General features: G+C 65.6%; 11 protein-coding genes. 8 read left to right on the top strand and 3 right to left on the bottom strand.

Annotation, left to right across the window (positions count from 1 at the left end; translation table 11 throughout):
• Window positions 1–95: 95 nt before the first annotated feature.
• Genes paaC through paaE form a run of 3 tightly spaced genes read left to right on the top strand, consistent with a single transcriptional unit; the run spans window position 96 to window position 2558 of the window.
• Window positions 96–869: a 1,2-phenylacetyl-CoA epoxidase subunit PaaC gene (paaC, locus tag IB238_RS18240; protein WP_192250184.1), complete on the top strand. Its 774-nt coding sequence runs from the start codon at window positions 96–98 to the stop codon at window positions 867–869.
• A gap of 23 nt (window positions 870–892) precedes the next feature.
• Window positions 893–1408 (top strand): 1,2-phenylacetyl-CoA epoxidase subunit PaaD, encoded by a 516-nt coding sequence (gene paaD / locus IB238_RS18235; protein ID WP_192251299.1) that lies wholly within the window; start codon window positions 893–895, stop codon window positions 1406–1408.
• Window positions 1409–1421: 13 nt separating this feature from the next.
• Window positions 1422–2558 (top strand): 1,2-phenylacetyl-CoA epoxidase subunit PaaE, encoded by a 1137-nt coding sequence (paaE, locus tag IB238_RS18230; RefSeq protein WP_192250181.1) that lies wholly within the window; start codon window positions 1422–1424, stop codon window positions 2556–2558.
• Between the two features lie 637 nt (window positions 2559–3195).
• Here paaE and paaK read toward each other — a convergent pair.
• Genes paaK through paaG form a run of 3 tightly spaced genes read right to left on the bottom strand, consistent with a single transcriptional unit; the run spans window position 3196 to window position 5799 of the window.
• Window positions 3196–4524 (bottom strand): phenylacetate--CoA ligase PaaK, encoded by a 1329-nt coding sequence (gene paaK, locus IB238_RS18225; protein ID WP_192251296.1) that lies wholly within the window; start codon window positions 4522–4524, stop codon window positions 3196–3198.
• Window positions 4525–4567: 43 nt separating this feature from the next.
• Window positions 4568–5017, bottom strand: coding sequence for a hydroxyphenylacetyl-CoA thioesterase PaaI (gene paaI, locus IB238_RS18220; protein WP_192250178.1), 450 nt, complete (start codon window positions 5015–5017; stop codon window positions 4568–4570).
• The gene (gene paaG / locus IB238_RS18215; RefSeq protein ID WP_192250174.1) at window positions 5014–5799 is read right to left on the bottom strand and encodes a 2-(1,2-epoxy-1,2-dihydrophenyl)acetyl-CoA isomerase PaaG; all 786 of its coding nucleotides are present in this window, start codon (window positions 5797–5799) and stop codon (window positions 5014–5016) included. The genes paaI and paaG overlap by 4 nt, the downstream gene beginning before the upstream one ends.
• 124 nt (window positions 5800–5923) lie before the next feature.
• Here paaG and paaN point away from each other — a divergent pair, with 124 nt between their 5' ends.
• From paaN to IB238_RS18190, 5 genes are all read left to right on the top strand, one after another.
• A complete protein-coding gene (paaN, locus tag IB238_RS18210) occupies window positions 5924–7576 on the top strand; it encodes a phenylacetic acid degradation protein PaaN (RefSeq protein WP_192250171.1) in 1653 nt (550 codons plus the stop codon).
• Window positions 7577–7599: 23 nt separating this feature from the next.
• A complete protein-coding gene (pcaF, locus tag IB238_RS18205) occupies window positions 7600–8808 on the top strand; it encodes a 3-oxoadipyl-CoA thiolase (RefSeq protein ID WP_192250169.1) in 1209 nt (402 codons plus the stop codon).
• A gap of 2 nt (window positions 8809–8810) precedes the next feature.
• A complete protein-coding gene (locus IB238_RS18200) occupies window positions 8811–10889 on the top strand; it encodes an FAD-dependent oxidoreductase (protein ID WP_192250166.1) in 2079 nt (692 codons plus the stop codon).
• A 26-nt stretch (window positions 10890–10915) separates the two neighbouring features.
• A complete protein-coding gene (gene paaZ / locus IB238_RS18195) occupies window positions 10916–12937 on the top strand; it encodes a phenylacetic acid degradation bifunctional protein PaaZ (protein WP_192250163.1) in 2022 nt (673 codons plus the stop codon).
• 165 nt (window positions 12938–13102) lie between these two features.
• Window positions 13103–14110, top strand: coding sequence for an AraC family transcriptional regulator (locus tag IB238_RS18190; RefSeq protein WP_192250159.1), 1008 nt, complete (start codon window positions 13103–13105; stop codon window positions 14108–14110).
• The last annotated feature ends 2 nt before the right edge of the window (window positions 14111–14112 follow it).

Below are 14112 nucleotides of genomic sequence, written 5' to 3'. Positions count from 1 at the left end.
TTACGGCTGGCTTCATCTGCATGACGATCCGGTGGCGCGCTACCGGAAGGTAAGTGCTCATCGTTCGCTCCGGTGAACGAACCTGGAGGAAACCCATGGCGAAGACCATTCGCGTCAACGAAACGCCGCTCGTTCTCTATACCCTGCGTCGCGCCGACGACGCGCTGATTCTCGGCCACCGTCTTTCCGAATGGTGCGGACACGCGCCGATGATGGAAGAGGACATGGCGCTTGCCAACATGGCACTGGACCTGATCGGCCAGGCGCGCTCGCTCTACACCTATGCCGGCGAGGCGGAAGGCGAGGGGCGGACCGAGGACGACTTCGCCTATTGGCGGGACGACCGCGGCTACCGCAATGCGCTTCTGGTCGAGCAGCAGAACGGCGATTTCGCCCGCACGATCATGCGCCAGTTCCTCTATGCCAGCTTCGCCGATCTCTATTGGCGCGCGATGATGAAGTCCAAGGACGAGACGCTCGCCGCAGTTGCCGCCAAGAGCGAAAAGGAAATGGCCTATCACGTGCGCCACACCGCCGAGTGGGTGATCCGGCTTGGCGATGGCACGACGGAAAGCCATGCCCGCATCGCCGCTGCACTCGACGAACTCTGGGCCTATACCGGCGAGCTGTTCGAGATGGACGCCTCCGAAAAGGGCCTGGTGGACGCCGGCATCGCCGTCGACCTTGCCAGCCTGCGCGACCAATGGCGCGCGAACGTGAAGGCCGTGCTTGAAGAGGCGACGCTGACCACGCCTGAGGACGGCTGGATGCAGAAGGGCGGGCGCACCGGCATCCACAGCGAACACCTGGGCCACCTGCTCTCCGACCTGCAGCACGTCCAGCATACGATCCCTGGAGCGGTCTGGTGATGACCGGGCGGGAAAGCCAGCCGATGCCGGCGCCTTTTCCGCCGGCGGACACTGCCGCGCTGCTGGCGCAGGCGCGCGCGGTTGCCGCGACCGTGTCGGACCCGGAGATACCGGTCCTGTCCATCGATGATCTCGGCGTCCTGCGCTCCCTGAAGATTTCCGAGGACGGTGCGCTCGAAATCGTCATAACCCCGACCTATTCCGGCTGTCCGGCGATGAACATGATTGCGCTGGAACTGGAACTGGCGCTGGAGAAGGCCGGCTTCGACCGGGTCAAAGTGACGACGGTTCTCTCGCCCGCCTGGACGACCGACTGGATGACCGAGGACGGCAAGCGCAAGCTGAAGGAATACGGCATCGCCCCGCCGTCGGAAAAGCGCGCCGGCCGCGGTGCCCTGTTCGGCGCCGACGAGGTGGAATGTCCTCGCTGCGGCTCGGTCCGCACCGCCCGGCTTGCCGAGTTCGGCTCGACCTCCTGCAAGGCTCTGTGGCAGTGTCAGGACTGCCGCGAGCCCTTCGATTATTTCAAATGTCATTGACGAGGTGATCCGGATGTCCGTTTCCCAGCAAGCCACGACCGTCGCCCAGACCCATGCGCCGACCTCGGCGCCGCAGCACGCCCCGCGCTTCCACAAGCTGCGCGTTGCCGACGTGACGCGCGAGACCGATCACGCCGTCTCCGTCGCCTTCGACGTGCCGGAAGAGCTGTCGCGCGACTACCATTTCGAGCCGGGCCAGTACCTGACCCTGCGCGCCGTAATCGACGGCGAGGACCTGCGCCGCTCCTACTCGATCTGTTCGGGGCCGAAGGACGGCGACCTGCGGGTCGCGATCAAGCGGCTCGACGACGGCACCTTCTCCAACTGGGTGAACGACGGGCTGAAGGCCGGCGACGAGATGGAGGTGATGACGCCGACCGGACGCTTCGGCCTTGCCAGTGCGCCGGGCGACGGCCGCATCCACGTGGGCTTTGCCGCCGGCTCCGGCATCACGCCGATCCTGTCGATCATGCGCGGCGTGCTGGAAATGGAGCCCGACAGCCACTTCTTCCTCTTCTACGGCAACCGCTCGACCGGCGACATGCTGTTCCGCAATGCGCTGGAGGAACTCAAGGACCGCTACCTCGGCCGTCTCGCCGTTTTCCACGTGCTGAGCAAGGAGGAACAGGATATTTCCGTGCTGAACGGCCGTCTTGACGGCGAGAAGGCACGGGTGCTGCTATCCTCTATGGTGCCGGCGAAGATGGTCGACCACGTCTTCATCTGCGGGCCGACCGGGATGATCGATGATCTGGAGACGACACTGAAGGATCTCGGCATCGGTGAGGATCGCATCCACACCGAACGCTTCGTCTCGGTCTTCAACGGCCGTCCGCGTGCGCCGGTGAAAGTTGCCCCGGATGCGCCGCCGGCGCACACGGCACTCCTGACCGTCGACGGCAAGCGCCGCGAGGTGCCGGTCGCCGAGGGCGAGTCGATCCTCGATGCGGCCCTGCGCGCCGGCATGGACCTGCCGTTTGCCTGCAAGGGCGGCATGTGCTCGACCTGCCGGGCCAAGGTGGTCGAGGGCTCGGCGCCGATGGAGGTCAACTACTCGCTAGAACCGTGGGAAGTGGAGGCTGGCTTCGTGCTGACCTGCCAAGCGCACCCCAAGAGCGCCCGCGTGGTCGTCGACTTCGACCAGATGTGATGGCTTGCAGTGCGGCGATGCTCGCCGCCGCGCTGTCTTCGACCCGCAGGTTGAACCGGATCTGTCGGGCCCACAGGCTATGAGCAGATACAAAAAAGGCCGGCGCTCGAAGCGACCGGCCTTTCATCCCCCAGCCCCCAAGCAAGCAAAGCGTAGGGCATCGACGCATGAGACGCCTTTCGCGCGCGAAGGGGTTCCTTGCGATGCGCACCGGTGAATGTCCGGCTTGTGCTTCTTGGCGCCGCACGTCCCCAAAAGTGCGTCACGCAGGCAAAATTGCACGCAATGCGTCGGCTGTCTTTGTGCTTTTGCAAGCGAGGTTGTGAAAACTTGCCGCACTCGCGCGGTAAGGAAGCCCGAACGGTGTGGTGGACTCTTCCCGCCGACAGTTTGGTCGCCCTCGCCGAGCGTTCCCCTCCTTCCGTCACCCCGGACCTGATCCGGGGTCCAGCCGCGCCGCGTCTGCGGCGCGAAAGAGTCTTCTGCGCTCAAGGACTTGAGCGCACTGGATGCCGGATCAAGTCCGGCATGACGGGCCAATTTGGTCGCCGCGCGAAAACAAAAAAGATCGGAACAGGACTTTGGCAATAAACGAAGGCCCGGACGATGAATTCGGGCTTCGATCAGGTCGTGTGCTTTAGTCCTTTGGCCGCTTGTCGATGACGCGCTTGGCCTTGCCTTCCGAGCGCACCACCGAGTTCGGGGCCTGGATGGCGATGGCGGTCGAGATGCCGATCGTGTCCTTGATGTGCTTGGCCAGGCGCTGCGCATGGGCCTGCAGCCCTTCCCCGTCCCAATGTTCCTGGCGCGCCTCAGTGAACACCGTCATCTTGTCCATGCGGCCTTCGCGGGAAAGCTCGATAACGAAATGACCGGCGCACCAGTCGGTGGCGAGCAGCGCTTCCTCGATCTGGCTCGGGAAGACGTTGACGCCGCGCAGGATGATCATGTCGTCGGAGCGGCCGGTGACCTTCTCCATGCGGCGCATGCCGGGACGCGCCGTGCCCGGCAACAGGCGTGTCAGGTCGCGCGTGCGGTAGCGGATGATCGGGAAGGCTTCCTTGGTCAGCGAGGTGAAGACCAGCTCGCCATATTCGCCGTCCTCGACCGGCATGCCGGTCTCCGGATTGATGATTTCCGGCAGGAAGTGGTCTTCCCAGATGTGCAGGCCGTCCTTGGTGTCGACGCATTCCTGCGCGACGCCTGGGCCGATCACTTCGGACAGGCCATAGATGTCGGTCGCCTGCATGTCGAAAGCGTGCTCGATCTCCTGACGCATGGCGTTGGTCCAGGGCTCGGCGCCGAAGATGCCATATTTCAGCGTGGTCGAGCGCGGATCGATGCCGGCCCTGGTGAAGCCGTCGAGCAGCGCCAGCATGTAGCTCGGCGTCACCATGATGATATCCGGCTGGAAGTCGCTGATGAGTTGAACCTGCCGCTCGGTCATGCCGCCCGACATGGGAACGACCGTGCAGCCGAGGCGCTCGGCGCCGTAATGGGCGCCAAGGCCACCGGTGAACAGGCCGTAGCCATAGGCGACGTGCACCATCATGCCCGGCTTGCCGCCGGCCGCACGGATCGAGCGGGCCATGACGTCGGCCCACATGTCGATGTCGTTCTTGGTGTAGCCGACGACGATCGGCTTGCCGGTCGTACCCGACGAGCCGTGGACACGGGCAAGCTTTTCCTTCGGCACGGCAAACATGCCGTAGGGATAGGTGTCGCGCAGGTCCTGCTTCACCGTGAAGGGGAACTTGGCGAGGTCAGAGAGATCGCGAAAATCGGAGGGATGAACGCCGGCCGCATCGAACTTCTGCCGGTAGAATGGCACGTTTTCGTAAGCATGCCGCAGCGACCAGGCGAGGCGCTCGCGCTGCAGCGACTGGATGCGGTCGCGCGAGGCGCGCTCGTGCTCATCGAGGCCGCCGAGAAAATCCGGGCTGGACTGGATGTTGGGGAACCTCATGTTCATACTCTCCTCCGTCTCGGGGCCTGTCCTCCAGACAGGATCATGCAGGCTTGTTGGTTTGCGGTCCATCAATTCCAATGAAGGAACTGCCGAGGCTTCTCGAATGGCCGCGGAACTCGGCAATGGTCACGCCGTCCACGCTGACCTTCACGTCGTAGATGCCAGAGCGGCCGGCGCGCGAGACTTCACGCGCCTCGGCCGTCAGCAGGTCGCCAAGCCGGCCGGGCCGGATGTAGCTGATGCTGCAATGGGCGGCGACCGTCGTCTCACCATAGGAATTGCAGGCGAAGGCAAAGGCGCTGTCGGCAAGGGCGAAGATGAAGCCGCCATGGGCGGTGCCGTGACCGTTGGTCATCGCTTCGCTGACCTTCATGGTAAGTGTTGCCTTACCGGGCCCGACCGAGACGACCTCCATGCCAAGCCCCTGGCTGGCGCGGTCGCTCTCCCACATGGTCCGGGCCGAAAGGCTTGCAAGTTCGGCGCCGCTCATTTCGCTTTTCCCGTGAAGACGGCCGGGCGCTTCTCCATGAAGGCCTTGACGCCTTCCGCATAGTCCGGCGTGCGGCCGGCCAGGCGCTGCAGGTCACGCTCGAGGTCGAGCTGCGTGTCGAGGTCATTGGCGCTGGAGGCCTGCATTGCTTCCTTGATGAGGGCGATGCCCTGGGTCGGCTGCGTGGCGAAATGGGCGGCCAGCGCCTCGGCTTCCACCATCAGCTTGTCGTCGTCGACGACCTTCCAGATCAGGCCCCATTCTTCCGCCTTCTCGGCAGAGAGCGGCTCGGCGGTGAATGCGAGCGCCTTGGCGCGGGCCTCGCCGATCAGGCGCGGCAGGAAGAAGGTGCCGCCGGAATCCGGCACGAGGCCGATCTTGGCGAAGGACTGGATGAAGCGGGCCGAGCGGGCGGCAATCACGATATCGCAGGCAAAGGCAATGTTGGCACCCGCACCGGCGGCGACGCCGTTGACGGCGCAGATGACCGGCTTGCGCAAGCTCCGCAGGCGGCGCACCAGCGGATTGTAGAAGGTCTCGATCGTATAGCCGAGATCCGGCGGGCCATCCTTGCCGACGCGATCGGATAGGTCCTGCCCGGCGCAGAAGCCGCGACCCTCGCCCGTCAGAAGCACGGCGCGACAGCTTTCGTCGGCAGCCTCCTCAAGCGCAGCGGCAATTGCGCGATGCATCTCTTCATTGAAGGAGTTGAGCCGGTCGGGCCGGTTCAGCGTGATCGCGGTCCAGCCCTCGCGCCGGTCCACCTTGATCGTAGACGTCACTTTCTGCCTCCCTTCGGCGGGTCAATAAGTTTCACTTGAATTGACCGATCGTTCGGTTAATAATTAGCCGAAATCGACCCCTTGTCAACTCTCAAGCACAATCGGGCCGAAGGTGGAGGAATTCATGACCGGACTGTTCGAGAAGCATCGCAATCTGCTTGCCGATGCGGTGAAGGCCATTGAGGAACGCGGTTTCTGGAGCGCGTTTTCGGAAGTTCCACGCAGCTACGGCGAGACACTGCCCGCCGAGGGCAAGGCCGCTTTCGAGGCGCTGATCGAAAAGCCCTTCGCGCTTGACCAGGAAGCGGACGATGGTCGCGTTGGCGGCGAGGTGTCACCCTTCGGCCGGGCACTCGGCATCACCTATCCTCGCACCGGCATCGACCGCTTGATCGCAAGGGCATCTGCCTCGGCAGCCGACTGGGCACGGGCGAGCGTAGAGGTTCGTTGTGGCGTCGCGCTGGAAATCATCACGCGGCTCAACAAGGTCTCCTTCCTGATGGCGCACGCGGTCGAGCAGACGACCGGCCAGGCCTTCGCCATGGCTTTTCAGGCCGGCGGTCCGCATGCGCAGGATCGCGCCTTGGAAGCGGTGGCCTACGCCTATCGCGAAATGACAAGCATCCCGCAGGGTGACGTCGCCTGGGACAAACCGGCCGGCCGCAACGTCATCCGGCTCACGAAGGAATTCCATATCGTGCCGCGCGGCGTCGGCCTTGTGATCGCCTGCGCCACCTTCCCGACCTGGAACAGCTATCCGGCGCTCTTTGCCGATGTCGTCACCGGCAATCCGGTCATCGTCAAGCCGCATCCGGCCGTCATCCTGCCGCTGGCGATCACCGTGAAGATCGCCCGCGAGGTGCTGATGGAGGCCGGCTTCGATGCCGACGTGGTCCAACTGGCCGTCGATATGCCGGAGGCGCCGGTCGCACCTACGTTGGCCGTCCATCCGGCAGTCGCGCTCGTCGACTTCACAGGGTCCTCCGAATTCGGCGGCTGGCTTCGCGAGCATGTTCGCGGCAAGCCGGTTTTCACCGAGGAAACCGGCATCAATACCATCGTTATCGACAGCGCCGACGATTTTGCGGCCATGTGCCAGAACATCGCTTTCTCGCTGTCGCTCTACAGCGGCCAGATGTGCACGACGCCGCAGGATATTTTTGTTCCTCAGGGCGGCATCGAGACGAACGACGGCCACAAGAGCTTTGATGAGGTCGCGGCCGGCATTGCTGCCGCCGTCGATGGGTTGCTTGCGGACCCGCAGCGCGCGGCGGCGGTCTGTGGTGCGATCCAGAACCCGGCGACGCTCGACCGTGTCGGCAAAGCCACCGGTCTCGGCCGCGTCGTGCGCGCCAGCGCTCCCGTTGGCGGGCTTGAGAATGGGCGGACGGCGACCCCGCTGATCCTTGCGGTCGAGGCCAGCGAAGCGGCTTACCTGAAGGAACAGTTCGGCCCGATCAGCTTCGTGGTATCCTGCGAAGATGCCACGGACGCGATCGATCGCGCCACGCACGCGGCCAGAGCGAAGGGCGGCATCACCGCCGCGCTCTACAGCCGCGACGCCGACCTGATCGACAAGGCGGTCGGGCTCTATGCGCAGGCCGGCGTTCCGCTCTCGGTCAACCTGACGGGCGGTATCTATGTGAATCAGAGTGCCGCCTTCAGCGATTTCCATGTCACCGGCGCCAACCCCGCCGGCAATGCCTGCCTGACCGACACGGCCTATGTCGCCCAGCGCTTCCGCGTTGTCTGTGTCCGCCGTCCGGCAGCGGCCTGAACCGCATCTTTAAGGAGGATTTCATGTCGGAAGCCTATATCTGCGATTTCACCCGCACGCCGATCGGCCGCTATGGCGGCGCGCTGAAGGACGTCCGCGCGGACGACCTCGCCGCCCATCCGCTGCGCGTGCTGAAAGAGCGCAATCCGGGGATCGACTGGGAAGCGGTGGACGACGTGATCCTCGGCTGCGCCAACCAGGCGGGCGAGGATAATCGCGACGTGGCGCGCATGGCGGTGCTGCTCGCCGGTCTGCCGGTGAGCGTGCCGGGCACGACGATCAACCGCCTCTGCGGCTCCGGCTTTGATGCCGTCGGCATGGCGGCGCGTGCGGTCAAGACCGGCGACGCCGACCTTGTGATCGCCGGCGGCGTCGAGAGCATGACGCGCGCGCCCTTCGTCATGGGCAAGGCGACCGACGCGTTCTCAAGGCAGGCGGAAATGTTCGACACCACCATCGGCTGGCGCTTCGTCAATCCGGTGCTGAAGGCGCAATACGGCGTCGATTCCATGCCGGAAACGGCCGAAAACGTCGCCGCCGACTTCGACATTTCGCGCGAGGACCAGGACCTCTTTGCCTATCGCTCGCAGCAGCGCACCAAGGCGGCGCAGGATGCCGGCTTCTTCGCCCGCGAGATTTCGCCGATCGACATCGTCGGCAAGAAGGGTGCGGTGACGACGGTTAGCGTCGACGAACATCCGCGCGCCGAAACGACACTGGAACAGCTCGCCAAGCTGAAGGCGCCGTTCCGGAAAGAGGGCGGCTCGGTGACGGCCGGCAACGCGTCGGGCGTCAATGACGGAGCCGGCGCGCTGATCATCGCCTCGGAAGCTGCCGTGAAGCGCTACGGCCTGACCCCGCGCGCCCGCATCGTTTCGGTCGTCTGCGCCGGCGTCGCCCCGCGCATCATGGGCATCGGCCCGGCGCCGGCGACGAAGAAGTTGCTCGAAAGGACCAGGTTTTCGCTCTCCGACATCGATCTGATCGAGCTGAACGAGGCCTTCGCCTCGCAGGGGCTCGCCGTCCTGCGCCAGCTCGGCCTGCCCGACGATGCCGAGCACGTCAACCCGCATGGCGGCGCGATCTCGCTCGGCCATCCGCTCGGCATGTCGGGCGCGCGCCTTGCCATGACCGCCGTGAGCGCCCTGGAAGTGCGCGGCGGCAGGCGGGCGATCGCAACCATGTGCATCGGCGTCGGCCAGGGGATCGCCGGATTGATCGAAAGGGTGTGACCATGACCAGCCCTGCCCATCCCGTTTCCATCACCCGCCATGGCGGCGTCGCCGTCATCACCATCGACTACGCGCCGGTCAACGCGCTCTCAAAGGCCGTGCGCGAGGGCCTGCTCTTTGCCGCCTCGGAGGTCGCCTCGGACGACAGCGTCACCGCCGCCGTCATCAGCGGCGGCCCGGGCCGCTTCATTGCCGGCGCCGATCTGAAGGAAATGGCGCTGCCGCCGGACGAGCCGTTCCTGCCCGACGTGGTGGCGGCGATCGACGCGCTGGAAAAGCCGGTCGTGGCGGCGATCGACGGGGCGGCACTCGGTGGCGGCCTCGAGATCGCGCTTGCCTGCGACTACCGCATCGCCAGCCCGAAGGCGATGGTCGGCCTGACCGAGACGCGGCTTGGCATCATCCCCGGCGCCGGCGGTACCCAGCGCCTGCCGCGCCTGACCGGCATGGCGGCGGCCATCACCCTGATCGCCGAAGGCAAGATCCTGAAGGCGGCGGAAGCGCAGAAGCAGGGGATCGTCGATCGCGTCGTCGAGGGCGACCTGCTGGCTGCGGCGATCGCTGCGGCGGAGACGATGGAGAAGCGCCGCGTGCGCGAACTGCCCGTTCCCGAGGGTAACGAAGCCGAAGAGGATGCGGCCGCAACGGCTGCAATCGCGCGCGCCAAGGGCGTGCCGGCGATAACGGAAGTGATCCCGATCATCCGCACGGCGCGCAACCCGGCCTTTTCCGACGGGCTCGCCACCGAGCGCGCCGCCTTCCTGCAACTGCGCGAAAGTGCGGAAGCCAAATCGCTGCGGCATCTCTTTCTCTCCGAGCGCGAGGTCTGGAAGGTGCCAGGGCTGCAGGGTGCGAGCACTCGCCCGGTCGCCAAGGTCGCCGTCATCGGCGCCGGCACGATGGGCGCCGGCATCGCCGTGGCGCTGGCCGATGCCGGACTGACCGTCACCGTCCTCGAACGCGACGAGGCTGCGGCCTCGGCCGGCCGAGAACGCGTGAAGGGGCTTTACGAACGGCAGGTCAAGAGCGGCCGCATCAGCACTCAAGTGATGGCCGAGCGGCTTTGCCGGCTGGCCATCGGCGCCGACTGGAGCGTTCTCGGCGAACAGGATCTCGCCATCGAGGCGGCTTTCGAGGACATGGCCGTGAAGGCCGACATCTTCAAGCGGCTGGACGAACTCTGCCGTCCGGGCGCGATCCTGGCCTCCAACACCTCCTATCTCGACCTCGACGCGATCGCCGCGGTGACGAAGCGGCCGGAAGACGCGGTTGGCCTGCACTTCTTCTCGCCGGCCAACATCATGAAACTGCTGGAAGTCGTGCGCGGCGAAAAGACCAGCGCCGAGGCGCTTTCCACCGCGCTGGCGCTGGCGAAGAAGATCGGCAAGATCCCGGTCGTCGCCGGCAATTGCGACGGTTTCATCGGCAATCGCATCTATGCCGTCTATCGGCGCCACGCCGAGTATCTGATCGAGGACGGCGCGTCGCCGGAACAGGTGGACGCGGCGCTGGAGGCCTATGGCTTTGCCATGGGCATTTTCTCCGTCTCCGACATGTCCGGCCTCGACATCGCCTATGCGATGCGCAAGCGCCGCGCCGACAGCCGCGATCCCGGCGAGCGTTACGTGGCGATTGCCGACACGCTGGTGGAAGCCGGTCGCCTCGGCCGCAAGACGGGCGCCGGCTGGTATGCCTATGACACCGCTGGCAAGAAATCGGTCGACCCGGTGACGGCGCAGACGATCGAAGCCGCCCGCGCGGCGAAGGGCATTTCGCCCCGCGCCTTCACGCCGGAAGAGATCCAGCGCCGCCTCGTCGCCGTCATGGCCAACGAGGGCGCGAAGGTGCTTTCCGAGGGGATCGCGCTGCGCGCCTCCGACATCGATCTCGCCTTCGTCAACGGCTACGGCTTTCCGCGTCTCAAGGGCGGCCCCATGTGGGCGGCCGACCAGATCGGCCTGTCGCGCGTCCTCGAAGAGGTCGAGGCGGCGCACAAGACCGGCGGCGCTGGCTCCGAACCTGCTCCCCTTCTCATCGAACTTGCCCGCTCGGGCAAAACCTTTGCCGCGTGGCGCCGCTGAACGCAGCGCAAACAGGAGACCATGACATGTCGATCATCCTGAAAAGCTATGTCGAAGACCGCTGGTTCACGCCGGAAAGCGGCTTTGTCGACATTCCGAGCGCGATCGATGGTCGCGTCGTCGCCCGCGCCTCGACGAAGGACCTCGATTTTGCCGCAGCTCTTGGCCATGCGCGCGAGATCGGCGGGCCGGCACTGCGCGCGCTCACCTTCCACGAGCGCGCCGGCATGCTGAAGACCATTGCGGTCTACCTCAACGAGCGCAAGGAAGAGCTCTATCAGATCGCCTTCGACACCGGCGCCACCCGCCGCGACAACTGGATCGACATCGACGGCGGCATCGGCACGCTGTTCGCCTATGCCTCGCGCGGCAAGAAGGAACTGCCGAGCGAGCGCTTCGTCATCGAGGGCGAGACCGAGGGGCTGTCGAAGGGCGGCACTTTCGTCGCCCGGCATATCCTGACGCCACTGACCGGCGTCGCCGTCCATATCAACGCCTTCAACTTCCCCTGCTGGGGCATGCTGGAGAAGCTGGCGCCGACGATCCTCGCGGGTGTTCCCGTCATCACCAAGCCGGCGACGGCGACCGCTTACGTGGCCGAGGCCTGCGTGCGGATGATCGTCGAAAGCGGCATCCTGCCGAAGGGCGCGCTGCAGTTCATCGCCGGCTCCACCGGCGACCTGCTCGACCACCTGACCGGCCAGGACGTCGTCTCTTTCACCGGCTCGGCCGATACTTCGGAGAAGCTGCGCAACCACCCAGCCATCTCTCGCAATGCGGTGCGCTTCATTGCCGAACGCGATTCGTTGAACGCAGCCGTGCTGGGACCGGACGCGGTGCCGGGCACGCCGGAGTTCGACATCTTCGTCAAGGAAGTGGCGCGCGAGATGACGGTGAAGGCCGGGCAGAAGTGCACGGCGATCCGCCGCGTGGTCGTGCCGCGGGCGCAGGAAGCTGCCGTGACCGAGGCGCTGAAGGCAGCGCTCGGCAAGGCCGTTCCCGGTGATCCGCGCCTGGACGAGACGCGCATGGGGGCGCTGGCTTCACGTTCACAGCGTGCCTCGGTGGTTGAAGCGATCGAGGAACTGCGTGCCGAGGCGGAGATCGCCTTCGGCCATGTCGACATCGCGGGCGGTGAGGGCGCATTCTTCGCGCCGGTGCTGCTGCGCTGCGACCGGCCGCTGAAGGCGGCGAAGGTGCATTCGGTGGAAGCCTTCGGCCCGGTCTCGACTTTGATGCCTTACGACACGCTGGATGAGGCGGTAGAACTGGTAAAAAAGGGTGAGGGGAGCCTGGTTGCCTCCGTCTACACCTATGATGCCGATGTCGCCGACGCGCTGATCTTCGGTATCGCTCCCTATCACGGGCGCGTGCTCGTGCTCGACCGCGACTGCGCCAAGGAATCGACCGGCCACGGCTCTCCGCTTCCGGGCCTCGTCCATGGCGGCCCGGGCCGCGCGGGCGGCGGCGAGGAGATGGGTGGCCTTCGCGGCGTGTTCCACTACATGCAGCGCACCGCGCTGCAGGGTTCGCCCGAGCGCATCGCCGCGATCACCCGGCGCTGGGCAAAGGGTGCGGCCGCCCCCGTCACACCGGAGCATCCTTTCAAGCGCAACTATGAGGGCCTGAAAATCGGCGAGACGGTGGAGACTCCTTCGCGCACGATCAGCCTCGAGGATATCGAGCACTTCGCCCATTTCACCGGCGACGAGTTCTACGCGCACATGGACGAGGAGGCCGCGAGCGCCAACCCGTTCTTCCCCGGCCGGGTGGCGCACGGCTACCTGATCCTGTCGTTCGCCGCCGGCCTCTTCGTCGATCCGGCGCCAGGTCCGCTGCTTGCCAACTACGGCCTCGACAACCTGCGCTTCCTCAAGCCGGTCTCGCCCGGGGATTCGATCCGCGTGCGGCTGACGGTAAAGGACAAGAAGGCGGCGCGCAGCCCGGAATATGGTGAGGTGCGCTGGGACGTCGAAGTGTTCAATCAGGACGACGAGACGGTCGCCCGCTACGACCTTCTGACCATGAGCGCGCGCACCGCCGCATAACGGTGCCGATGTCCAGCGCCGCACCTGCGTGCGGCGCGCGGAAAACGAAGCGCTTGCGTTCGAGGAGGGACGCAGGCCATGCTTCGGTCACTGCCTGGCGATACCTTCCGGGCGTCGCCCATGACATGCCGGAATTCGTGTCACGATCGTCCTGGAGGGATGACGATGGAGCATGCGGAGGCAAGAGGACGCATAGACCGGCGGGTTCTCGCCGGCGTCGGCGCGCAACTGCGTCACAGGGGCGTCGATCCAGTACCGATCGGCCGGCGCGTTGGTTGCCCGGTCATCGAAAGCGATTTTTCCGATCCCACGGTCAGCCTAGGCCAGTTTGTCGGCTTTCTAGAGGAGGCCGGACGTGTCATGCGCGACGCCGCCGGCATCTGGCAATGTGGCCGGGCTTTCGTACCGTCGGGACTGCCGGAGCTCTTCCCGCACTTCGAGCGCGGCACCCGGCTCGGCACGGTACTTTCGGCCCTCGTCGCGACGATGAACAAGGTCCAGTCCGGCAGCATAATCCGCCTTTCCATCAAGGATTCGCTCGCCCTCATCGAATACCGCATCCTCGATCCGGCGATCTGGCCGCGCGCCTTTGACGTCGAGTTCACCTTTGGCTTCTTCGATGGCGTCATCCGTCGCTACTTCAAGCCGGATTTCCGCCCCGAGAGCCTCGTCTTCGAGCATGAGCCGGGCGGCCGGCGCATCGCGTTCGACAGTGCCTTCGGCCTTGCCTGCGTCTATGGCTATTCCAGCAATCTCTTTGCATTTCCGGCCGCGATGCTCTCCCTGCCGGTGCTGGCGGAGTGGCCGGCGGGTGCCAAGAACGATCCCCCGGCACGATCCGAGTTCGGCGAGGGATTGGCCGACAGGCTGAGACGGGCAGTGCTATCCTGCTTCGGCGAGGGCGAGATGGATCAGGAAACAATTGCGGAGATGGTCGGGCTTTCGGCCCGCACCTTGCGCCGACGGTTGCTGGAGGAAGGACTGACATTTCGCGACGAGATCGAGCGGCTGCGGATGGAATACGCTCGCGAGATGATCCTGCAGACGAACCTGCCCTTCATGGAGCTTGCCAGTCGGCTCGGCTACCGCCAGCAATCGGATTTTACCCGCGCCTTTCGCCGGGCCGAAGGCATACCACCGAGCGGCCTCAGGCGGTTGCGATCGGACGGCTGACG

It is taken from the genome of Rhizobium sp. ARZ01 (assembly GCF_014851675.1).
Classification (GTDB): domain Bacteria; phylum Pseudomonadota; class Alphaproteobacteria; order Rhizobiales; family Rhizobiaceae; genus Mycoplana.
This window is presented reverse-complemented; position numbering and strand designations above follow the sequence as displayed.

Excerpts from the sequence above, each read along its gene's own strand:
- paaC (WP_192250184.1), top strand. The coding sequence starts at position 96 with ATGGCGAAGACCATTCGCGTCAACGAAACGCCGCTCGTTCTCTATACC.
- paaD (WP_192251299.1), top strand. The coding sequence starts at position 893 with ATGCCGGCGCCTTTTCCGCCGGCGGACACTGCCGCGCTGCTGGCGCAG.
- paaE (WP_192250181.1), top strand. The coding sequence starts at position 1,422 with ATGTCCGTTTCCCAGCAAGCCACGACCGTCGCCCAGACCCATGCGCCG.
- paaK (WP_192251296.1), bottom strand. The coding sequence starts at position 4,524 with ATGAGGTTCCCCAACATCCAGTCCAGCCCGGATTTTCTCGGCGGCCTC.
- paaI (WP_192250178.1), bottom strand. The coding sequence starts at position 5,017 with ATGAGCGGCGCCGAACTTGCAAGCCTTTCGGCCCGGACCATGTGGGAG.
- paaN (WP_192250171.1), top strand. The coding sequence starts at position 5,924 with ATGACCGGACTGTTCGAGAAGCATCGCAATCTGCTTGCCGATGCGGTG.
- pcaF (WP_192250169.1), top strand. The coding sequence starts at position 7,600 with ATGTCGGAAGCCTATATCTGCGATTTCACCCGCACGCCGATCGGCCGC.
- IB238_RS18200 (WP_192250166.1), top strand. The coding sequence starts at position 8,811 with ATGACCAGCCCTGCCCATCCCGTTTCCATCACCCGCCATGGCGGCGTC.
- paaZ (WP_192250163.1), top strand. The coding sequence starts at position 10,916 with ATGTCGATCATCCTGAAAAGCTATGTCGAAGACCGCTGGTTCACGCCG.
- IB238_RS18190 (WP_192250159.1), top strand. The coding sequence starts at position 13,103 with ATGGAGCATGCGGAGGCAAGAGGACGCATAGACCGGCGGGTTCTCGCC.